The sequence below is a fragment of the Streptomyces sp. NPDC050528 genome, assembly GCF_044457795.1.
Lineage (GTDB): Bacteria > Actinomycetota > Actinomycetes > Streptomycetales > Streptomycetaceae > Streptomyces.
This window is the reverse complement of record NZ_JBITHH010000001.1, coordinates 308248-329009: the sequence shown is the minus strand read 5'-3', so window position 1 is coordinate 329009 and position 20762 is coordinate 308248. Positions and strand designations below refer to the sequence as shown.

Below are 20762 nucleotides of genomic sequence, written 5' to 3'. Positions count from 1 at the left end.
CGTGCCCCCGGGCTCCGGGTTACCGTCGGATCATGACCATTAGGGCCGTTGTCTGGGACGTCGACGACACCTTGTTCGACTACACCGGTGCGGACCGCGCGGCCATGCGCGAGCACCTGCTGGCCGAGGGCCTGGCCGACGGAGAGGCGAGCCTGGCGGAGGCCCTGGAGCGCTGGCGGGTGGCCACCGAGTTCCACTGGGCGCGCTTCGCGGCCGGCGAGGTCACCTTCGAGGGACAGCGGCTGGACCGCGTCCGGCTGTTCCTGGACCGGGAGTTGACCGACGCCCAGGCCGAGGACTGGTTCGGGCGCTACAAGGCCCACTACGAGACCGCCTGGGCCCTCTTCCCCGACGTCCTGCCCGTCCTCGACGCCCTCGCGGCCAGCCACCGGCACGCCGTCCTCTCCAACTCCAGCCGCACCGTCCAGGACCGCAAACTGCGCACCCTCGGTGTCCACGACCGCTTCGAGGCCGTCCTGTGCGCGGCCGAGCTGGGTGTCTCCAAACCCGAGGCCGGCGCCTTCCTCGCGGCCTGCGAGGCGCTGCAACTCCCGCCGCACGAAGTCGCGTATGTCGGAGATCACCCCGAGATCGACTGGAGGGGCGCCGCGGACGCCGGGCTGCTGTCCGTGTGGATCGACCGGCGCGGTGGGCACACCCCTGGTGAGGCCCTCGCTGGCCGGCACCGGATCGCCTCGCTCGCCGAACTTCCCGCGATCCTCCGCGCTGATACCCGTTTTGGAGCCCCGTCCACCTTCAGGTAATGTTCTTCCTGCGCCGCCGGAGAACAGACCGCAAGGTCCGGTAACCGGAAGCGCACGCTAGAACAAGATCCCTACGGGGGTTGAGTCTTAGTGGCCTATGGTGTAATTGGCAGCACGACGGTTTCTGGTTCCGTTAGTCTAGGTTCGAGTCCTGGTAGGCCAGCTCGCAGAGCTCATCTGCAACCGCAGAGGTCAACTCTGCAAAGCCCCCGTTGTGTAGCGGCCTAGCACGCTGCCCTCTCACGGCAGTAGCGCCGGTTCGAATCCGGTCGGGGGTACAGATCCTTCCCAGGAAGGTGGTCGGGTCGCACCCGCCGCCTCTCATGCAGGATCGCTAGGGCCCCCGTTGTGTAGCGGCCTAGCACGCTGCCCTCTCACGGCAGTAGCGCCGGTTCGAATCCGGTCGGGGGTACGCTTTACCTTGAATCACCTTGGTCTATGGTGTAATTGGCAACACTACGGTTTCTGGTACCGTCATTCTAGGTTCGAGTCCTGGTAGACCAGCTCTGATCTGCGGTGGTGTAGTTTTAACCGCTTGCACGATCTAGGCCCCCGTTGTGTAGCGGCCTAGCACGCTGCCCTCTCACGGCAGTAGCGCCGGTTCGAATCCGGTCGGGGGTACGTACAGCAGAGCCCCTCCACCTCGGTGGAGGGGCTTTCGCGTTCCCGGCTCACTCGAAGCCGTAGCGCCGCGTCGTCTCCTCCTCCTGGGCCAGCCGGTGCAGCGACTGCAGGATCGGCTCGTTGATGATCGCCCCCAGGATCGCGAACTCGATCTGCTCCTCCTGCGAGGGGTGCGTCTCCATGTTGTCCAGGTCGAGGACGGCCGTCCGGTGCATCAACTCGGCGTACGGCGCGAGCAGTTCAGCCCCCCAGCCGTAGCCGATCCGGCGGAACGCGGCGACCGAGACCACCAGTGAGCGGTACGCGGGGGAGATGGTCGAGAGCTGCTTGACGTTCTCCCAGCCGAGCAGGTCCAGGAGCCGGTCGACCTCCTGGTGTGCGGCCCGGACGTACTCGTCGTCCTCGTCCGGCTCCCGTACCTGCGGCAGCGCCCACATCGCCGCGCCGAGGCGGATCGTGCGGCCCAGGGAGTCGTCGTCCACATGGCCGAGCACCTCGCGGACCGTCGCCACCGGCACCCGGCCGACCTGGATCATCGCGCGCACCAGCCGCAGCCGGCGCAGATGCTCCTCGTCGTACTCGGACGTGGTCGCGTTGACCTGCCGGCCGGGCCTCAACAGCCGTTCGCGCAGGTAGTACTTGATCGTCGCGACGGACACACCGCTGCGCTCGCTCAACTCGGCCAGCCGCATCTCTCGCGCCTCTCTTCGGGGGGCTTGCGCCCCTCCTTGGGAAGTGTCACTATCCAATCACCGCCCAGAAGGATAGTGAAGCTATCCGACCGGGCGGCGCACCAGTGGCCCCCGGGGGCGCTGTCGCCGTTCCGCACGCTGGGGGAGCCTGCGCGGGACAGCACCCGGGGGCCACTGGGGCGAGTGCCGAGGTGGCGCGCGAGACGAGGTGACCGGGGGGATCGGGGGAAACGAAGGGGGCCTGCCGCGGCGTTGAGGCAGGCCCCCTTCGTTCTGTGTCCCGGAAAGTCAGCCGGTGCGGCGCAGGGCCTCGGAGAGGCGGGCGGCGGCGTCGATGACTGCCTGGGCGTGCATACGGCCCGGGTGGCGCGTCAGGCGCTCGATGGGGCCGGAGACGGACACGGCGGCCACCACGCGGTTGGAGGGGCCGCGCACGGGCGCCGAGACGGACGCGACGCCCGGCTCGCGCTCGCCGATCGACTGGGCCCAGCCCCGGCGTCGTACGCCCGAGAGGGCGGTGGCCGTGAAGCGGGCGCCCTGGAGGCCGCGGTGCAGGCGCTCCGGCTCCTCCCAGGCCATCAGGATCTGCGCGGACGAACCTGCTTTCATCGTGAGCGTCGAGCCGACCGGGACCGTGTCCCGAAGTCCGGACAGGCGTTCCGCCGCGGCGACGCAGATGCGCATGTCGCCCTGGCGGCGGTAGAGCTGCGCGCTCTCGCCCGTGATGTCCCGCAGATGCGTGAGCACCGGGCCCGCCGTGGCGAGCAGACGGTCCTCGCCGGCGGCCGCGGCCAGCTCGGCGAGACGGGGGCCGAGAATGAAACGGCCCTGCATGTCGCGCGCCACCATGCGGTGGTGTTCCAAAGCCACGGCCAGCCGGTGTGCCGTGGGTCGTGCCAGCCCGGTCGCCGCGACCAGACCCGCGAGGGTGGCCGGACCGGACTCCAGAGCGCCCAGGACAAGGGCTGCCTTGTCCAGGACGCCGACGCCGCTACTGTTGTCCATGAAACGATACTCGCGTCTCACTCTGTGAAACGCAAGTTCCTTTTTTCGTGAGACGCGCAACTCTTGTAGGCACAGCGGCCCGCGTACCGAACGGGCCAGGCGGCGGCTGCCCGTGAACCAGGGGGTGCGAGCGCCGTCTCCTCAAAGATCTCTAGTTGGGCCGGCGCTGTTTCGCCGGCCGGAGGGAAAGCGATGGGTAGGACACTCGCGGAGAAGGTCTGGGACGACCATGTCGTCCGGCGCGCCGAGGGCGAGCCCGACCTCCTCTTCATCGATCTGCACCTGCTGCACGAGGTGACCAGCCCGCAGGCCTTCGACGGTCTCCGTCAGGCGGGCCGTCCGGTGCGGCGCCTCGACCTCACCATCGCCACCGAGGATCACAACACCCCGACCCTCGACATCGACAAGCCCATCGCGGACCCGGTCTCCCGGGCCCAGCTGGAGACGCTGCGCAAGAACTGCGCGGACTTCGGCGTGCGCCTGCACTCCCTGGGCGACGTCGAGCAGGGTGTCGTCCACGTCGTAGGGCCGCAGTTGGGTCTGACCCAGCCCGGTACGACGGTCGTGTGCGGTGACTCCCACACCTCCACCCACGGCGCGTTCGGTGCGCTGGCGTTCGGCATCGGCACCTCCCAGGTGGAGCATGTGCTGGCCACCCAGACGCTGCCGCTGGCCCGCCCGAAAACGATGGCCATCACGGTCGACGGCGAACTGCCCGACGGCGTCACCGCCAAGGACCTGATCCTCGCCATCATCGCGAAGATCGGCACCGGCGGCGGCCAGGGCTACATCCTCGAATACCGCGGCTCCGCCATCGAGAAGCTCTCGATGGAAGCCCGCATGACCATCTGCAACATGTCGATCGAGGCCGGCGCCCGCGCGGGCATGATCGCCCCCGACGAGACCACCTTCGAGTACATCAAGGGCCGCGCCCACGCCCCCGAGGGCGAGGACTGGGACGCCGCCGTCGCGTACTGGAAGACCCTGAAGACCGACGCGGACGCGGAGTTCGACGCCGAGGTCGTCATCGACGGTCCCTCGCTGGCGCCGTTCGTCACCTGGGGCACCAACCCCGGTCAGGGCGCGCCGCTTTCGGCGTCCGTCCCCGACCCTGCTTCGTACGAAGACGCTTCGGAGCGCCTCGCCGCCGAAAAGGCCCTGGAATACATGGGGTTGGAGGCCGGACAGGCGCTGCGCGACATCAAGGTCGACACCGTCTTCGTAGGTTCGTGCACCAACGGCCGTATCGAGGACCTGCGTGCGGCCGCCGCGATCGTCGAGGGACGCAAAGTCGCCGACGGCGTACGGATGCTGGTCGTCCCGGGCTCCGCGCGGGTCGGTCTGCAGGCCGTCTCCGAGGGCCTGGACGTCGTGTTCAAGGAGGCCGGCGCCGAATGGCGGCACGCGGGCTGCTCGATGTGTCTGGGCATGAACCCGGACCAGCTGGCGCCCGGTGAGCGCTCCGCGTCCACCTCCAACCGCAACTTCGAGGGCAGGCAGGGCAAGGGCGGCCGTACGCACCTCGTCTCGCCGCAGGTCGCCGCCGCGACCGCCGTGCTGGGTCACCTGGCCTCGCCCGCCGATCTGTCCGACGCCCCCGTGCCCGCTGGAGTCTGAGAGTCATGGAAGCATTCACCACGCACACCGGCCGGGCCGTTCCGCTGCGCCGCAGCAACGTGGACACCGACCAGATCATCCCCGCCCACTGGCTCAAGAAGGTGACCAGGGACGGCTTCGAGGACGGGCTCTTCGAGGCCTGGCGCAAGGACGAGAACTTCATCCTCAACCGCCCCGAGCGCAAGGGCGCGACGGTCCTGGTCGCCGGTCCCGACTTCGGTACGGGTTCCTCGCGTGAGCACGCCGTGTGGGCGCTGCAGAACTACGGCTTCAAGGCCGTCATCTCCTCGCGCTTCGCCGACATCTTCCGCGGCAACTCGCTGAAGAACGGCCTGCTCACGGTGGTTCTGGAGCAGAAGACCGTGGACGCGCTGCAGGTCCTCGTGGAGAACGACCCGCAGGCCGAGGTCACGGTCGACCTGGAGGCCCGCGAGGTGCGCGCCGAAGGCATCACCGCGTCCTTCGAGCTCGACGAGAACGCCCGCTGGCGGCTGCTGAACGGCCTGGACGACATCTCCATCACCCTCCAGAACGAGGGCGACATCGCCACGTACGAGGCCAAGCGCCCCTCGTACAAGCCCAAGACGGTCCAGGTCTGACCCCGGGGTCTCTCACGAGGCCTTCCCCGGGTCGAGATTCGGCCACGCGACACCCCGTCTGTACCCCCGATCGCCACGATTGGGGGTACAGCCATGTCTGCACCCGAACGGCCCTGCGCGCCTGCAACGCTTTGCTCAACTCCCTGTGTTAGACAGGGTGTTGACGGGGTACGCGCAGCTTTGAGCCAAGGCTGCCGCCGGGCTCCGGAACGCTGTTTGAGGCACCAGTTGCTACCCCCGCAGGCGACAACTCGCCCCAGATGGCACAATCTGTGCATGGAACACGACGGCCAACTCAAGCTCTATGCGGCAGTCGCGGACCAACTCAAGGAAGCGCACACAAGGGTGCGCGCACTGCAAGTCCCGGAGGGCGTACGGATGGCGCTGGCCCGGAAGCTGCTGGTCATTACGGCCGCGGCCAAGCACGATCTCGCCGACGCGACAAGGCGGCTGGACCGGTTCACAGAGGACCTCGACGCGGGTCGATTCCCGGAAGAGGAACGCTGAAACAAGTCCAGGACAGCCGAAATCGTTGCGGCGCACGGGTGATTAGCCCGTTTCGTGTTTGATTTGCGGTATATATCTGCCTAACGTGCGAAAAAGCCGGAGCAGTTTCGTTCCGGCAATGTCTCCGAAGGGGAAGACGTGAACAAGGCGCAGCTCGTAGAAGCGATTGCGGACAAGGTCGGCGGCCGTCAGCAGGCCGCCGAGGCGGTCGACGCGGTTCTGGACGCAGTCGTCCGTGCCGTCGTCAATGGGGACCGGGTTTCGGTCACCGGCTTCGGTTCGTTCGAGAAGGTCGACCGTCCGGCCCGTTACGCCCGCAACCCCCAGACGGGCGAGCGGGTTCGGGTCAAGAAGACCTCCGTGCCGCGCTTCCGCGCGGGCCAGGGTTTCAAGGACCTGGTGAGCGGCTCGAAGAAGCTCCCGCGCGGCGGCGAGGTCGCCGTCAAGAAGGCGCCCAAGGGCAGCCTGAGCGGCACCGCTTCGGCGACGGTCAAGAAGGCCGCGGCCAAGAAGACCACCGCCAAGAGGGCGACCGCCGCCGCGAAGAAGACCGTGGCGAAGAAGACGGTCGCCAAGAAGACCACCGCCACGGCCAAGAAGGCCACGGCCAAGAAGGCGACCGCCAAGAAGACCACGGCGACGGCCAAGAAGACGGCGGCCAAGAAGGCCACCGGCACCGCCAAGAAGGCGACGGCCAAGAAGGCCCCCGCCAAGAAGTCGGCGACCCGCAAGACCACCGCCAAGAAGGCCACCACCCGCTAGTCACGGGGCGCAAGGGCACTCACGCGCCGGGCCGGACTCCCTCTGGGAGTCCGGCCCGCGGCGTGTTCAGGGGCGTACGGAAGGGGCGCGTACGGAAACGGCGTTCAGAAGGTCTGCAGCGTCACCAGCGTGACCCTGAGGCCGTCCCTGGGCCCCTCGGTCTCGATCCGCACCCGCTGTCCCGGCCGCAGCAGCCGCAGCCCGCCCGCGTCGAACGCGGCGGCGTCGAAGGACACCGGGGTGCCGTCGTCGAGCAGCACACTTCCGGTACGGGTCCCGGCGTCGTAGGTGTAAGCGGTCGCCTGCATGGGCGCAGCCTACTGCCGGTCACTGCCCCGGAATCAGCAGCCCCGCCGCCGCTGCCGCCGTGCGCGGCCCCACCCCGAGGGCCAGCGCCGCCCGCAGGTCCTCGCCGGTGTCCACGTCCTGTCGTACGGAATCCACCGCGTCCAGGGTGAGTTCGCCCGCCCCGGAGGCGCGATGGCGGGCGCGGGAATCGGCGCCGAATGCCGGGCGCAATTCGCGGCCCTCTCGGGCGGTGAGCAACGTGGTGCCGATTGCGGCCGCGTCCGGGAGAAAAGCGCGGGGGAATTCGGCGGCCGCGTCCAGGACGCGGGCCAATTCCGCGGGGCGCAGCGCCGGCAGATCGGCGTTCAGGGCCGCGACCGCGCTTTCGGGGCGGGAAACCCGCACGACCGCCGCCGCGTGCCGCAGAGCGGCGTTCAGGCCGCCTCCCGGCTCGTCCGCGACGATCCGGGCGCCCAGCGCGGCCAGTTCGCGGCCGGCCAGGGCGTCGTCCGTGACGACCGCCACATCGCGGACCCCCGGGCAGGCCAGCGCGGCCGCCACGGTGTCCTGGGCGAAGGCGAGGGCGAGCCCGGGGCGCAGCCCGTCGCCCGCGGTGTCCGAGAGCCTGCTCTTGGCGCGCGCCAGAGGCTTCAGGGGGATGACCAAGGTCCACTGCACGGGCGTTCCGTCCCTCTCTTGTCGCGGCCATTGTCACCCGGCACCCCTGGCGGTGTCGGTGGCGGGGCGTACGGTGTTCTCGACAGACCGACGGCCTGGGGCGACACTTGTGCGGCCCCCCAGGTCCAAGAGGAAGGTGTTCGCGTGCCCCGCCGCAGAATCGGGTTCTGGTACCGCTTCGCCGCGGTCCTCTGCAAACCGCCGCTGGTGGTTCTGATCAAGCGGGACTGGGGCGGAATGGAACACATTCCGGCCGAGGGCGGGTTTATCACCGCGGTGAACCACAATTCACAAGTCGACCCCTTCGCATACGGACACTTTCAGTACAACACCGGACGTGTTCCGCGATTCCTGGCGAAGAGCAGCCTTTTCGGGAAGGGATTCGTCGGCGCCGCGATGCGCGGCACCGGACAGATCCCCGTCTACCGCGAGACCACGGACGCGTTGAGTGCCTTCCGCGCCGCGATCGCCGCAGTGGAACGCGGTGAGTGCGTCGCGTTCTATCCCGAGGGCACCATCACCCGGGACCCCGACCAATGGCCCATGACCGCCAAGACCGGCGCCGCGCGCGTGGCCCTGCAGACCCAGTGCCCGGTGATTCCCGTGGCCCAGTGGGGCGCCAACGAATTGCTCCCGCCGTATGCCAAGAAACTGCACGCCTTTCCGCGCAAGACCAGCCATGTGCTCGCGGGCCCGCCGGTGGACCTCACGCGGTTCTACGGCAAGGAGATGACCCCGGAGCTCCTCAAAGAGGCGACCGAGGTCATCATGGCCGACATCACCCGCCTGTTGGAGCGGATCCGCGGCGCGAAGGCGCCCGAGGTGCCCTACGACCCGCGCCGCGAGCGGATCGAGCAGCGGCGCCGAACGGCCGCGGAGACACAGGAGTTGGAGGCTCAGGCCCAGGCGGCACTGGAGCCGAAGGTCGAGCAGGAAGAGGGGCAGGGCACGTGAGCAAGCCGGTCAAGGCGGCTGTCTTCAGCGCCGGTTCGTGGGGCACCGCCTTCGGCATGGTGCTCGCCGACGCGGGGTGCGAGGTCACGCTGTGGGGTCGTCGCGCGGAGGTCGTGGAGGCCATCAACTCCACGCGTACGAACCCCGATTACTTCCCCGGCGTGGAACTCCCGGAGAACCTGCGGGCCACCACCGACGCCGCCGAGGCCGCCGCCGACGCCGACTTCACCGTTCTGTCGGTCCCTTCGCAGACGCTGCGCGCCAACTTGGCCGACTGGGCACCCCTGTTGGCGCCCGACACGGTCCTCGTCTCGCTCATGAAGGGCGTCGAGCTCGGCTCCGTCATGCGGATGAGCGAGGTCATCGAGGACGTCGCGAAGGTCGGCCGGGACCGGATCGCCGTGGTCTCCGGGCCCAACCTCGCGCGCGAGATCGCCTCCCGGATGCCGGCCGCCGCGGTGGTCGCGTGCACCGACGAAGCGGTCGCCCGGCGGCTCCAAACCGCTTGCCACACGCCGTACTTCAGGCCGTACACCATCACCGACGTCGTGGGCTGTGAGCTCGGTGGCGCGGTGAAGAACGTGATCGGGCTCGCCGTCGGTATCGCGGACGGCATGGGGCTCGGGGACAACGCGAAGGGGTCGCTGATCACCCGGGGGCTTGTCGAGACGACGCGGCTCGGGCTGGCGATGGGGGCGGATCCGTTGACGTTCTCCGGGCTCGCGGGGCTGGGTGACCTGGTGGCTACTTGCTCGTCGCCGTTGTCGCGCAATCACACCTTCGGGACGAACCTCGGCAAGGGCATGACCCTTCAGGAGACGATCGCGGTCACCAAGCAGACCGCGGAGGGCGTCAAGTCCTGTGAGTCCGTGCTGGACTTGGCCCGTCGGCACGATGTGGATATGCCCATCACGGAGACGGTGTTCGAGATCGTGCATGAGGGGAAGTCGCCGGTGGTGGCCGTCAAGGAGCTGATGTCTCGGAGTGCCAAGCCTGAGCGGCGCTGAGGGCTCCGCGGGGGTGGGGGGTGCCTTGTGCTGTCGGGCGGCTGCGGCTGCGTCGTGGCTTGTCGCGCAGTTCCCCGCGCCCCTCTAGGGCGCTGTCCGACCGCGTGCTTCAAGGGGCGGCCTGAACCGCCGCTCGTCAACGGACGCTGACTCAAGCCACTACCACCGGGTACTCTCATCGCGATATGAGCACCGAGAACCTCTCCCAGAACCCTGAGCAGCCGCCTCGCAAGCCGCGTGTGGCCGTTGTGTTCGGCGGTCGCAGCTCCGAACACGGGATCTCCGTGGTCACCGCCGGCGCCGTCCTCGCGGCCATCGACCGGGACAAGTACGACGTCCTGCCGATCGGCATCACGCGCGAAGGCCGCTGGGCCCTCACCGCCGACGCGCCGGAGCGGATGGCGATCACCGACCGCCGTACGCCGGACGTCGACGAACTCGCCGAGTCGAGCGAGGGCGGAGTGGTGCTCCCGCTCGACCCCGGAAACCGTGAAGTCGTCCTCAGCGAACCGGGATCCGTGCCCAAGGCCCTCGGTGACGTCGACGTCGTCTTCCCCGTCCTGCACGGCCCCTACGGCGAGGACGGCACCCTTCAGGGACTCCTGGAGCTGTCCGGTGTGCCGTACGTGGGCGCGGGTGTGCTCGCCTCGGCCGTCGGCCAGGACAAGGAGTACATGAAGCGGGTGTTCACCTCGTTCGGCCTCAAGGTCGGCCCCTACCTGGTGATCCGGCCGCGCGAGTGGGAGCGGGACGAGTCCGCCGCGCGCAAGAAGATCATCGACTTCGCCGGTGAGCACGGCTGGCCGCTGTTCGTGAAGCCCGCGCGCGCGGGTTCGTCCATCGGTATCACCAAGGTCGACGGCCTGTCCGGCCTCGACGAGGCGATCGCCGAGGCGCAGCGGCACGACCCGAAGATCCTCGTGGAGGCCGCGCTGCGCGGACGCGAGATCGAGTGCGGGGTCCTGGAGTTCGAGGACGGGCCGCGCGCGAGTGTGCCGGCCGAGATTCCGCCGCCCCAGGAGCACGCGTACTACGACTTCGAGGCGAAGTACATCGACTCGACCCCCGGTATCGTGCCCGCCCCGCTGACGCCGGAGGAGACCGCCGAGGTCCAGCGGCTCGCGGTGGACGCCTTCGACGCGGCCTCCTGCGAGGGGCTCGTGCGGGCGGACTTCTTCCTTACCGAAGACGGCGAGTTCGTCATCAACGAGATCAACACGATGCCCGGATTCACGCCGATCTCGATGTACCCGAAGATGTGGGAAGCCAGTGGCGTCCCCTACGGGGAGTTGGTCGACCTGCTGGTGCAGGCGGCGCTCCGCCGTTCAACAGGGCTTCGCTGAGGCCGAGGTCGAGGTCGAGCCGGTCAGTCGGCGATCCCTGCGGGGATCGCCTTCTTGATTGACTTCGCGAGGTCGACCAGCGGCGCCATGCCGTCTCCGGTGCGGTCCTTCGGGATGGTCACCTCCACGTAGGCCTTCCGCAGCGTCGTGGTGAAGCGGAACGAGCCGTCGTCCTCCTTCTGGAGGAGCCAGCCGACGCCGTTCACCTCGACGCCGTCGGCCTCCGGGTCGTTCATCTTCGCGGGTCGGACGACACCGCAGCGCAGTATGATCGCCGGGTTCCCCCAGCCCGCGGTCAGCGCTGACGCGGGCTCGGGATCCCGGCGGTCCTGGTCGTCGACCTTGGACGGCAGCATCTTGTCCAGGCTCCGGCACAGCCCGGTGACCTTCGCGCCCGGCGAGGGAACCGCCGCCGACGCGCTGTCGTCTGCTGAGGAGCAACCCGCGACGGTGATCAGCGCGGCGAGCACGGACAGCCCGATGACAGAACGGTGCCGGTGACGGAGAGAGTTCACCGGCCAAGGGTAGACGGGGGCTACAGATGCACCACCGGGCAGGTCAGGGTGCGGGTGATGCCGTCCACTTGCTGGACTTTGGCGACCACCATGCGGCCGAGATCGTCGACCGTGTCGGCCTGGGCCCGCACGATCACGTCGTACGGTCCTGTCACGTCCTCGGCCTGGATCACTCCAGGGATCTTGCTGATCGTTTCGGCGACGGTCGACGCCTTGCCGACCTCCGTCTGGATCAGGATGTACGCCTGTACCACGGAACCTCCAGGGCGGCCACGAGGATCATGTGGGGAAAAGGAACGCCACGGTATCGCGTCGCCGCTCGCCGCGGGGAGACCCGCGGAGGCCCGACACGACCTGGTCCCCGTGCCGGGGCGCGGGCACGACTGAAGTCGACGGTCACCTCGACCGTACCGAGCACACCGACGGCTCGCGACCGGGCGCTGCCGTCACGAGAAGAGGACGAACGATGAAGGGCACCGTCGGTGAGTTGGGGGAGTTCGGGCTCATCAGGGAGCTCACTTCCCGGCTCACCACCACCCCCGCGGTCCGGGTCGGCCCCGGCGACGACGCCGCGGTCGTGGCCGCGCCCGACCGCAGGGTCGTGGCGAGCACCGACATCCTGCTGGAGGGCCGGCACTTCCGCCGCGACTGGTCCACCGCCTACGACGTCGGACGCAAGGCCGCCGCGCAGAACCTCGCGGACATCGCCGCCATGGGCGCCGTACCGACCGCGCTGCTGCTGGGCCTGGTCGTACCGGCCGAACTCCCGGTCACCTGGCCCATGGAGCTGATGGACGGCCTGCGCGACGAGTGCCAGGTCGCGGGCGCCTCGGTGGTCGGCGGCGATGTCGTACGGGGCGACACGATCATGGTGTCGATCACCGCGCTCGGCGATCTGCGCGGCCGCGAGCCGGTCACCCGGGGCGGCGCGCAGCCCGGTGACGTGGTCGCCGTGACGGGGTGGCTGGGCTGGTCCGCGGCCGGGTTCGCGGTGCTGTCGCGGGGCTTCCGCTCGCCGCGCGCGTTCGTGGAGGCGCACCGGCGCCCCGAGCCGCCGTATCACGCGGGTCCGGCGGCGGCCGGGCTCGGGGCGACCTCGATGTGCGACGTGAGCGACGGGCTGATCGCCGACCTCGGGCACATCGCGGAGGCCAGCAAGGTCCGTATCGACATCCGGTCCGGCGCGATCGACGTCCCGACGCAGATGAACGACATCGGGCAGGCCGTCGGCGTCGATCCCATCCAGTGGGTGCTCACCGGGGGAGAGGACCACGCGATCGTGGCGACCTTCGCGCCGGACGTGAAGCTGCCCGCCCGCTGGAAGGTGATCGGCGAGGTCCTCAACCCCTCCGCGCTGCCCCAGGTGACGGTCGACGGGGCGCCGTGGACCAGCAAGGGCGGCTGGGACCACTTCGGGGACATCGAGTCGTGAAGCCCCGTGTGCTGACGGTGGCCGGCTCCGACTCCGGTGGAGGGGCCGGAATCCAGGCCGACTTGAAGACCATGCTCGCGCTCGGTGTGCACGGCATGAGTGTCGTCACGGCGGTCACCGCGCAGAACTCCCTCGGCGTGCAAGGGGCTTGGGAACTTCCGGCGGAGGCGGTGCGCGCCCAGTACCGCAGCGTCGTCGACGACATCGGCGTCCAGGCCGTGAAGACCGGGATGCTCGCGTCGGCCGAACTCGTCGAGACGGTCGCGGGGTTGATCGGCGGCACGGACGTTCCTACGGTCGTCGACCCGGTCGGCATCTCGAAGCACGGGGACTCGCTGCTGGCGGACTCCGCGCTGGACGCCGTACGGACGAAGCTGTTGCCGGTGGCGACCGTGGCCACGCCGAATCTGGACGAAGTGACGCAACTCACCGGCGTGCGGGTCGATTCGGAGGGGCAGTTGCGCGAGGCCGCGGCGGCCGTGCTGGCGTACGGGCCGCGTTGGGTGTTGATCAAGGGGGGTCATCTGCCGGGTGACGCCGTGGATCTGCTCACCGACGGTTCTGAGGAGCACTGGTTGCGTGCGCCTCGGCACGACAACCGGCATACGCATGGGACCGGCTGCACGCTCGCCTCGGCGATCGCGTCGCAGCTCGCCAAGGGGGAGTCCGTGCCGGAGGCGGTGACGGCGGCGAAGGCGTATGTCACGGGGGCGATCGCGGCGGGGTTCGCGCTGGGTGGAGGGATCGGGCCCGTGGACCACGGGTGGGCGCTACGACGTGAGCTTTCCTGACGTGCGCTTCTTTTAAGAAGGCGACGTGCGCTTCTTCTGAGCGGGCACGGCAAAAAGCCGGCCCACACTAGGTGGACCGGCTCGATGCAGCGAACCAGCAGTGGCCGCGCGCTCAGCAGTGCGTCAGCGCGAGACCTTGCCGGCCTTGATGCACGAGGTGCAAGCGTTCACGCGCTTCGGCGTCCCACTGACCACGGTACGGACGCGCTGGATGTTCGGGTTCCAGCGACGGGACGTACGGCGGTGCGAGTGCGAGATGTTGTTGCCGAAGCCCGGCCCCTTGCCGCAGACGTCGCAGTTGGCAGCCACGGGTCACTCCAAAGACTTCAGATGCACAGATGCACTTACGGATGATCCCGGCATGCCGGGATCGAGATCGTAGGATCTGGAAGTGGCACTGCCAGGGGGGATGGCCCGATCGGGATCGGGCAACCGGAGCAGCATACAACGACCGCGCCAGTACAACGAAACTACCATGCCTGGTCGGGGGCCCGCTCCGGCCCTCCTCGGGCCCGGGCCGTCCCAAGGTCTACGCTGCGTTGCCAGTCCAGCAGCTCAAGGAGGCGCAGGTGCCGCAGGTGCCGCAGACATTCTTCGATGCTCTCGCGGTGCGCACCTGGTGCGGGCTCGCGCTGCGGTCGCTGGGGCGTGCGCGCGAGGAGATCGACGCGATCAACGTGTACCCGGTGGCCGACGGGGACACCGGCACCAACCTGTACCTGACCATGGAGTCCGCCGTCGCCGCGGTCGAGGCGGTGTTCGACGGACACGGCACCCTGAGCGAGCGGAAACCGCCGCTGGCGGACGCCGTCCGCGCGATGGCCCACGGGGCGCTCATAGGCGCGCGCGGCAACTCCGGGACGATCCTCGCCCAGCTGCTCCGGGGCATGGCCCAGGTCCTCGCCGCCGACGGTGAGACGGCTCACACGGACGGCGAGGGCCTACGGCTCGCGCTGCGCCGCGCCGCCGACTCCGCCCGGCACGCGGTGGCCCACCCCGTCGAGGGCACGGTCCTCTCCGTCGCCTCGGCCGCGGCGAACGCGGCCGACGACACCGAGGGCGACTGCGGGACCGTCGCACGGGCCGCCTACGAGGGAGCGCGCGCGGCGCTGGCCGCGACCCCGGGGCAGCTGGCCGTCCTGGAGCGTGCGGGAGTCGTCGACGCGGGCGGGCGGGGGCTGGTGGCGGTGCTGGCCGCGCTGGTGGAGACGTTCACGGGGGAGGTGCCGGTTTTCGGGGCGCACGCACGCGTGGAGGCCGTTTTGGCTTCCGGCTCTCCTGATGTCGCCGATGTCACCCTGTGCGGTGACGGTCCGGAAGCTGTTCAGGAGGGTGGCCCCGCCTTCGAGGTGATCTACCTCCTGGAGGCCGACGACTCCGCCGTGACGCGGTTGCGGGAGCGGCTGGACGCCCTCGGTGACTCGCTCGTCGTGGTCGGCGGCGACGGTCTGTGGAACGTCCATGTGCACGTGGACGACGCCGGCGCCGCCGTCGAAGCGGGCGTCGAGGCGGGACGGCCGTACCGGATCCGGATCACGCACTTCGGGCTCGGTGACGTCCACACCACCGGTGCCGAACGGCCGCCCAGGGAGCGTGCGCAGCGGGCCGTCGTAGCCGTGGTGCCGGGGGAGGGGCTCGCCGGGCTCTACGGCGAGGCCGGCGCGACCACCGTGCTCGCGCGCCCCGGGGAGCCGCCCGCCAGCGGGGAGTTGGTCGCGGCCGTACGGCGGGCACACGCGCGTGAGGTCGTGCTGCTGCCCAATGACGCCGACCTGCGGCACACCGCCGCCGCTGCCGCCGAGCAGGCCCGGGCCGAGGGCATCCGGGTCGCGCTGATCCCGACGCGCTCCGCCGTGCAGGGCATCGCCGCGCTCGCCGTGCACGAGCCGGAGCGGCGCTTCGACGAGGACGTCGTCTCCATGACCTCGGCGGCGGGCGCGACCCGGTACGCCGAGGTCGCCGTCGCCGAACGCCAGTCCTGGACCATGGCCGGCATCTGCCAGGCCGGGGACGTCCTGGGACTCGTCGACGGCGATGTGGCCGTGATCGGCGCCGACGTCACGGCCACCGCCCGGGCCGTCCTGGACCGCATGCTCGCGGCCGGCGGTGAGCTCGTCACGCTCGTCCTCGGCGACGAGGCACCCGTGAGCGTCGCCAACATCCTGGAGACGCACGTCCGTGAGTCGTACCTCGCCGTCGACACCGTGGTGTACCGAGGCGGCCGGCAGGGTGCCCTGCTGCTCATCGGCGTGGAGTAGGGCTCCCGGCCCCACCCCAACTCCCCCTACTTCTCCGTCTGTTCCTCCATCAGCTGGAGCAGCTGCTCCGCCTCGGCGCGACGGGCCCGTACCGTCTCGTCGCCGTCGTCGGCACCTTCGTAGGCCTTCAGCACGCCACGCGCGCGTGCCGCCGCGTCGGCCGGGCGGCTGAGGTCGGCCTCCAGCCAGCCCGCAGCGAGTTCTGCGCCGGTGCGGGTGTGCACCGCGCCCTCCCCGAGGGCGGCGAAGACGGTGACCGACTCCGCGGTCTGGGTCAGGGCGTCCTCGAACGCGGCCTGGATCGCGGTGTCCTCGGCCTCCTCGGCGACGGAACGGGCCAGCAGTTCGCCGAACTGCCGGTGCGTGTGGCCGAGTTCACCGGTGAGCCGCTGCCGCGCCTCCTTGTCGTCCGTCACGAGCAGCGCGGCCTCGCACTCCTCGATCGCGCCTGCCATCAACTCCCGCGCCCGGTCCAGGCCCCGGTCCTCCAGGTCCGCGCGCAACGCCAGCCACGCGCGGGCGCGCAGCGAGCGGACGAGCCCGTGCACGTTGCCCAGGGAGCGCCACAGGTCGCCCGCGCGCTCGTACGCCCGGTCCGCCTCGGCGGGCAGTTCCGCGTGGCCCAGCGACTCGGCGGCGAGGTGGGCGAGGGTCGCGTGGTCGTTCTGCTCGGGCCAGGTCCGGGCGATCTCGGCCGCCTGCAACCGCCGTTCGGCGGCGGCCCGGTGCTCGCCCAGCTCGCTGAGACAGTCACCGAGCCACCACTGCGTCTGGACGATCGCGCCGTCGCCGTGCGTCTCGACGCTCAGGTCGGGCAGCGCCGACTCCAGCACCTCGGCGGCCTCGGCCCAGCGGCCCTGGCGCAGCAGGAACCCGCCGAGCTGGTGCCGTGCCCAGGCGCCCAGCGTCGGTCCCTCGCCGGCCTCGTCGGACCAGTGCGCGGCCTCCAGGGCGTGCTCAGCGGCCTCCTCGGACCGTCCCCGGCCCCCGAGCACCTCGGCGAGCTGGAGATGCAGCTGAGCCCGTCCAGGGGCCTCCAGGTACGGTCCGCCGTGCTCCAGGGCCGCCCGAAGCGCCCGCTCCGCCTCCGTGACATCGCCGAGGTGATGGGCGAGCCCGGCCAGCCGTGCCTCGTACTCCACCGCGAACCACGGCAGCCCCGCGACCACGAACGCCGTCGACGCCTTCGAGAACAGCCGCACGGCCGTCTCCACGTCCTCGGCCCGCACCGCGAGTTCGGCCAGCATCGCCTGGCCCTCGGCACCCCGCGCGGCCAGCCGCACATCGGCCACGTCACCCGGAAGGGGCTGCCCCTCGACCAGAGCCAGCACCTCCCGTACGGCGGCTTCGGCGGCGGTCAGGGCCGCGGGGCTGGGGGAGTCCTCGGGGGACTCCCCGTGGACCCTGCGCATCAGGATGCGCGCCCGGCTCATCAGCACGGCCGCCGTCTGCCGTACGCCGGTGCCGTCCTCCGAGTACAGGGCGAGCACCCCGTCGTACGGCTCGGCGATCGCCACGAGAGCCTCGTCGATCTCGCCCGTGAGCGCGCGTACGTACGCTCCACGCGCGCGTGCCGCCCACGCCTCCCCGGGGTCGCCCGCCTCGGCGAACAGCTCGGCCGCGTGCTCGAAGAGGTCGATGCCCTCGGGGCCCTGGTCCATCGCCTGGTGGTCGGCGATCTCGGCGCGGTCGCGGGCGGACAGCTCGACGCCCTCGGAGGCCCGGGACACCGCCAACCAGGCCTCCACGGCGTGCGGTTGGAGGGTGTCCGACAGGTGCCGCGCCTCTGCGAGGAGCGCGGTGAGGTCCTTCTCCGGGATGACCTCGGGCGCCGCGGTCGGCACCGGTGCCGCGGCCGGCCGGCCCGCCGAACGCACTCCCAGGGGGAGCCGTTCCACCAGGGGCCGCTGGTCCATGCGCGCGCGTACCCGGTCGCCGATGTGGGGCGTGCCGTTGCGTGCGTCGAAGCGGGCGGCCAGCGCGAGGCTCTCCGCGCGCGCGTGGACGGCGAGTTCGCGTGCCGTCCAGGCACGGCCGGCCGGCCCGGGCACCTCCTGGTCGCCGAGGCCCAGCTCGGTCAGCCGGTCCATCAGCAGGGTCACCACGGACAGGAAGTCCAGCCCGCTGAGCGGGTTCCCGGAGTCCGTGAAGTACGCCGGACGCTCCGCGAGCAGCTCAAGTCCCCGTGCCTCGTTGCCGCTCAGGGCGCAGAACTCCACGTGGTCCGCGTAGGCGCCCCGCATGCTCTCCATGGGCCGTACGAGACGGAAACCGCGCAGGTGATGGGCGCGCGCCTCGTCGGCGCGGCCCAGGCGCAGCAGCGGGGTCAGGGAGGACGCGAGGACGGTGTGCGGCTCGTGGGCGCACGTGAACTCGCCCCCCAGGACCGGCTCCCACAGGTCGAGCGCCTCGGCGTAGCGCTCCTGCTGCACCTGCCACTCGCCCTGGGTGTGCAGTTCGCACGCGTGGCAGTCGGCCATGGTGTCCCGGTCGGCGGTCAGCCACGCGGCGTACGCCCGCTCGGCCCGCGCGAGGTCGCCGATGTGCGAGGCGACGCTGAACTCCGCGCTGCGGACGGCTCGTTCGGAGTGTCCGGCCAGCCGGTAGCGGTGCTCCATCTCGCCGAGCCACTTCTCGATCGACGCGAGCGGGATGTGCGGCTGGCCGAGCATCCCCGACGACATCCACTTGAAGACCCAGTGCAGCGAGTGGACCTCGTACTCGTCGAAGTCCTCGGGCCGTTCGTCCCACATGCGCAGCAGGCGCGCGAAGGGGACGAACATCTTGTCCTTCTCGGAGCTGTAGTTGTAGACCTTCAGCTGGTGTCCGAGCGCCTCGACGACGGCGAGCGGGATGTCCAACTTCTCGGCTTCGACGAGCAGTTGCTCCGCGCGCGCGTTGCGGGCCGGTCCCTCCGGCTCCTCGGAGTTCTCCGCCATCGCCCGGCGCAGCGCGTCGAAGTCCGTGATCCCCGTCATCAGTGGTCGCCCTCCCCGTGTGTGGCCCACTCCAGGAGGCCGATGAACGCCCGGTTCAGCAGAGCCGAATCGGCGGGGCGCAGTGGTCGCTGCGCCATCAGGAGTGCCTGCCCGTAGAGCGACTCGGTCGCCGTCCCGATCAGGTCCCGGTCCCCCAGCGAACTGATGCGCCGGATCAGCGGGTTGAGATGGTTGAGCACGAGACGCGCGCGGGGAGCGCTGCCCCGCAGCGAGCCCAGGATGCCCGCCCACAGGTCGTCGGCCTGCTCCTCGGCCTCCGCGCGGGCCTGCTCGTGCCGGGCGGAGCGGTCGTCCAGGTGCAGCGCGGGCACCGACAGCGGATGGAACGCCCGCAGGACGACATCACACCCCAGGGGGTCCAGTTTGGCCCGCGCGGCGACCAGGAAGTCCGCCAGGGCCAGCTCCTCGGCCGGGTCCACCGAGTCCAGATGCGCGGTCACGGTGTCCGGGTCCAGCTCGGCGACCACGGTCCCCGGGCGCACCGACGGCAGCGCCTCGACCAGTTCGCCGTCGTAGGTGTAACCGCCGTTGATCACCCCGATGCCCTGCGCGGACGCGATCGGGGCGACCTGCCGGTACTCCTCGACGGTCCGCGTGAAGTGCACCACCGGGTGGCGCTGCGCGAACTCCTCCAGGGACACCCGTCCGTCGGTCGTCTCGAACGGGAGCCACGGCAGCATCGTGCGCAGCATCTCCTTGTCGTGCCGCGCCAGGGACTTCACCCCCAGGTGGTGCACCGACAGGAGCGCGGCGAGCCGCTCCGGATCACCCGCCGCGAGCCCGGTCAACCAGCCCCGGATCCGCTCCCCGAGCGCCTCCCGTACGGCCGCCAGCGTCTCGTCCTCGTAGAGGGACTCGCGCGAGGCGGTGGGCCGCAGACTGTCCGTGTCCAGCACACAGCGCACGAAGAACGCCCAGTCGGGCAGCAGCTGTTCGGCCCGCTCGGTGAGCAGCATGCCCTTGAGATGCACCCGGTGACTCGCCCGCTGCGCCGGACTGACGGCACCGGGAAGGACGTAGGCCACCCCGCGGATCCCCGCGAGCGGCACGGCGAGGTCGATCGAGTCCAACGGCGTGAACCCGAACAGCTCGTGACAGTGCCGCGCCAGCGCCACCCTCCGGGTACTGGGACTCGGGTACGGCCGGTCCCAGGGCGCGGGCAGATCGGTGACCGCCTCGCCGTCCACGCGGACGTCGTACGGCAGCAGCGCCCCGAAGTCCCGGGCCAGCGCGAGGACCCGCTCCTTGGTGAGCCACTCGCCGGCGCCCGCGCGGGCCACCAGGTGCACGGTGGTGCCCGGTTCGGGGCGTTCGCTGTCGGGCAGGGTCCGCACGGTGTACGAGCCGTCGTCGGTCGCCGTCCACTCCACGGGCGGCGCGTCCGGCGTACGGGCGCTGCGGCTGACGACCCGGATCCGCTCGGCGACCACGAAACAGGCGAGCAGCCCGATGCCGAACTGCCCGAGGAAGTCGGACCGGACCTCCTGGAGCCCGTCGGCGCGCTTGGAGCTACGGCCGATGGTGGCAAGGAGGTTGTGCACGTCCGCCTCGGTGAGCCCGACGCCGGAGTCCTCGACGCGCAGGGTGCGCCCGTCGGCGAACAGCCGCACCAGGGCAGGGGAGTCGGGCTGCTCGGACCGGCGGGCGGTGATCGCGTCCACGGCGTTCTGCAGCAGCTCGCGCAGATAGACCTTGGGGCTGGAGTAGAGGTGATGGGAGAGCAGGTCCACCAGACCGCGCAGGTCGACCTGGAACGTGTGAGGTGACTGGGATGCCTGGGATGACTGTGAGGTCTGGGAGTCCATCGTCGCAGCGCCGAGGTGGGGGAAGTGCGATCGGCGCGAGGGTCGGGCGGTCCCTGTGAGGCGGTGACCGCGGGGGATGGCCGGAGCGCGCCATCCTAGGCCTCGAACGACCCACCTGACCA

At 70.5% G+C, this 20762-nt stretch carries 20 protein-coding genes and 5 tRNA genes; 16 read left to right on the top strand and 9 right to left on the bottom strand.

Features of this window, described 5'->3' with window-relative positions:
• The first annotated feature begins 32 nt into the window (after nucleotides 1-32).
• From ACIBK4_RS01625 to ACIBK4_RS01600, 6 genes are all read left to right on the top strand, one after another.
• A complete protein-coding gene (locus tag ACIBK4_RS01625; RefSeq protein ID WP_398991089.1) occupies nucleotides 33-764 on the top strand; it encodes an HAD family hydrolase in 732 nt (243 codons plus the stop codon).
• Between the two features lie 91 nt (nucleotides 765-855).
• Nucleotides 856-927, top strand: a tRNA-Gln gene (locus ACIBK4_RS01620).
• A 42-nt stretch (nucleotides 928-969) separates the two neighbouring features.
• Nucleotides 970-1042: transfer RNA gene (locus ACIBK4_RS01615), tRNA-Glu, on the top strand.
• A 61-nt stretch (nucleotides 1043-1103) separates the two neighbouring features.
• Nucleotides 1104-1176: transfer RNA gene (locus ACIBK4_RS01610), tRNA-Glu, on the top strand.
• A 20-nt stretch (nucleotides 1177-1196) separates the two neighbouring features.
• Nucleotides 1197-1268 (top strand) — tRNA-Gln (locus ACIBK4_RS01605).
• Between the two features lie 44 nt (nucleotides 1269-1312).
• Nucleotides 1313-1385: transfer RNA gene (locus ACIBK4_RS01600), tRNA-Glu, on the top strand.
• A 50-nt stretch (nucleotides 1386-1435) separates the two neighbouring features.
• Here ACIBK4_RS01600 and ACIBK4_RS01595 read toward each other — a convergent pair.
• Both ACIBK4_RS01595 and ndgR read right to left on the bottom strand, forming a co-directional pair.
• Nucleotides 1436-2080, bottom strand: coding sequence for a MerR family transcriptional regulator (locus ACIBK4_RS01595; RefSeq protein ID WP_398991087.1), 645 nt, complete (start codon nucleotides 2078-2080; stop codon nucleotides 1436-1438).
• Between the two features lie 288 nt (nucleotides 2081-2368).
• Nucleotides 2369-3085, bottom strand: coding sequence for an IclR family transcriptional regulator NdgR (ndgR, locus tag ACIBK4_RS01590; RefSeq protein ID WP_019068721.1), 717 nt, complete (start codon nucleotides 3083-3085; stop codon nucleotides 2369-2371).
• Between the two features lie 192 nt (nucleotides 3086-3277).
• On the opposite strand from ndgR, the gene leuC reads away from it, so the two are divergent.
• From leuC to ACIBK4_RS01570, 4 genes are all read left to right on the top strand, one after another.
• A complete protein-coding gene (gene leuC, locus ACIBK4_RS01585) occupies nucleotides 3278-4702 on the top strand; it encodes a 3-isopropylmalate dehydratase large subunit (RefSeq protein WP_398991085.1) in 1425 nt (474 codons plus the stop codon).
• 5 nt (nucleotides 4703-4707) lie between these two features.
• Nucleotides 4708-5301 (top strand): 3-isopropylmalate dehydratase small subunit, encoded by a 594-nt coding sequence (gene leuD, locus ACIBK4_RS01580; protein ID WP_398991083.1) that lies wholly within the window; start codon nucleotides 4708-4710, stop codon nucleotides 5299-5301.
• A 276-nt stretch (nucleotides 5302-5577) separates the two neighbouring features.
• Nucleotides 5578-5808: a hypothetical protein gene (locus tag ACIBK4_RS01575; protein WP_033282690.1), complete on the top strand. Its 231-nt coding sequence runs from the start codon at nucleotides 5578-5580 to the stop codon at nucleotides 5806-5808.
• Nucleotides 5809-5946: 138 nt separating this feature from the next.
• A complete protein-coding gene (locus ACIBK4_RS01570) occupies nucleotides 5947-6570 on the top strand; it encodes an HU family DNA-binding protein (protein ID WP_318019046.1) in 624 nt (207 codons plus the stop codon).
• A gap of 104 nt (nucleotides 6571-6674) precedes the next feature.
• On the opposite strand, the gene ACIBK4_RS01565 is transcribed toward ACIBK4_RS01570, so the two are convergent.
• Both ACIBK4_RS01565 and cofC read right to left on the bottom strand, forming a co-directional pair.
• Nucleotides 6675-6878 (bottom strand): hypothetical protein, encoded by a 204-nt coding sequence (locus ACIBK4_RS01565; protein WP_033282688.1) that lies wholly within the window; start codon nucleotides 6876-6878, stop codon nucleotides 6675-6677.
• Nucleotides 6879-6897: 19 nt separating this feature from the next.
• Complete coding sequence (gene cofC / locus ACIBK4_RS01560; protein WP_398991077.1) at nucleotides 6898-7536, bottom strand: 2-phospho-L-lactate guanylyltransferase; 639 nt, start codon at nucleotides 7534-7536, stop codon at nucleotides 6898-6900.
• 144 nt (nucleotides 7537-7680) lie between these two features.
• Between cofC and ACIBK4_RS01555 the strand changes: the two genes are divergently transcribed.
• From ACIBK4_RS01555 to ACIBK4_RS01545, 3 genes are all read left to right on the top strand, one after another.
• The gene (locus ACIBK4_RS01555; RefSeq protein ID WP_398991075.1) at nucleotides 7681-8490 is read left to right on the top strand and encodes a lysophospholipid acyltransferase family protein; all 810 of its coding nucleotides are present in this window, start codon (nucleotides 7681-7683) and stop codon (nucleotides 8488-8490) included.
• Entirely contained in the window at nucleotides 8487-9497 is a 1011-nt protein-coding gene (locus ACIBK4_RS01550; RefSeq protein ID WP_033282685.1) for an NAD(P)H-dependent glycerol-3-phosphate dehydrogenase, read from the top strand. The genes ACIBK4_RS01555 and ACIBK4_RS01550 overlap by 4 nt, the downstream gene beginning before the upstream one ends.
• 185 nt (nucleotides 9498-9682) lie before the next feature.
• Complete coding sequence (locus tag ACIBK4_RS01545) at nucleotides 9683-10840, top strand: D-alanine--D-alanine ligase family protein (RefSeq protein ID WP_398991073.1); 1158 nt, start codon at nucleotides 9683-9685, stop codon at nucleotides 10838-10840.
• Between the two features lie 23 nt (nucleotides 10841-10863).
• Here ACIBK4_RS01545 and ACIBK4_RS01540 read toward each other — a convergent pair whose 3' ends face one another.
• Together ACIBK4_RS01540 and ACIBK4_RS01535 are read right to left on the bottom strand one after the other, a co-directional pair.
• The gene (locus tag ACIBK4_RS01540; RefSeq protein WP_398991071.1) at nucleotides 10864-11355 is read right to left on the bottom strand and encodes a DUF3515 domain-containing protein; all 492 of its coding nucleotides are present in this window, start codon (nucleotides 11353-11355) and stop codon (nucleotides 10864-10866) included.
• A gap of 20 nt (nucleotides 11356-11375) precedes the next feature.
• Complete coding sequence (locus ACIBK4_RS01535; RefSeq protein WP_003997603.1) at nucleotides 11376-11609, bottom strand: Lrp/AsnC family transcriptional regulator; 234 nt, start codon at nucleotides 11607-11609, stop codon at nucleotides 11376-11378.
• A 212-nt stretch (nucleotides 11610-11821) separates the two neighbouring features.
• Here ACIBK4_RS01535 and ACIBK4_RS01530 point away from each other — a divergent pair, with 212 nt between their 5' ends.
• A complete protein-coding gene (locus ACIBK4_RS01530) occupies nucleotides 11822-12787 on the top strand; it encodes a thiamine-phosphate kinase (protein WP_019058663.1) in 966 nt (321 codons plus the stop codon).
• Nucleotides 12784-13578, top strand: coding sequence for a bifunctional hydroxymethylpyrimidine kinase/phosphomethylpyrimidine kinase (thiD, locus tag ACIBK4_RS01525; RefSeq protein WP_398991069.1), 795 nt, complete (start codon nucleotides 12784-12786; stop codon nucleotides 13576-13578). Before ACIBK4_RS01530 ends, thiD begins: the two co-directional genes overlap by 4 nt.
• A gap of 123 nt (nucleotides 13579-13701) precedes the next feature.
• On the opposite strand, the gene rpmB is transcribed toward thiD, so the two are convergent.
• Nucleotides 13702-13887: a 50S ribosomal protein L28 gene (gene rpmB, locus ACIBK4_RS01520; protein WP_003973430.1), complete on the bottom strand. Its 186-nt coding sequence runs from the start codon at nucleotides 13885-13887 to the stop codon at nucleotides 13702-13704.
• A gap of 260 nt (nucleotides 13888-14147) precedes the next feature.
• Between rpmB and ACIBK4_RS01515 the strand changes: the two genes are divergently transcribed.
• Nucleotides 14148-15836, top strand: coding sequence for a DAK2 domain-containing protein (locus ACIBK4_RS01515; protein ID WP_398992898.1), 1689 nt, complete (start codon nucleotides 14148-14150; stop codon nucleotides 15834-15836).
• 26 nt (nucleotides 15837-15862) lie between these two features.
• Here the strand turns inward: ACIBK4_RS01515 and ACIBK4_RS01510 are convergent, their stop codons facing one another.
• Nucleotides 15863-18814: a tetratricopeptide repeat protein gene (locus tag ACIBK4_RS01510; RefSeq protein ID WP_398991066.1), complete on the bottom strand. Its 2952-nt coding sequence runs from the start codon at nucleotides 18812-18814 to the stop codon at nucleotides 15863-15865.
• Nucleotides 18814-20640, bottom strand: a complete 1827-nt coding sequence (locus ACIBK4_RS01505; RefSeq protein WP_398991064.1) for an HSP90 family protein — start codon at nucleotides 20638-20640, stop codon at nucleotides 18814-18816. The genes ACIBK4_RS01510 and ACIBK4_RS01505 overlap by 1 nt, the downstream gene beginning before the upstream one ends.
• Nucleotides 20641-20762 lie beyond the last annotated feature (122 nt).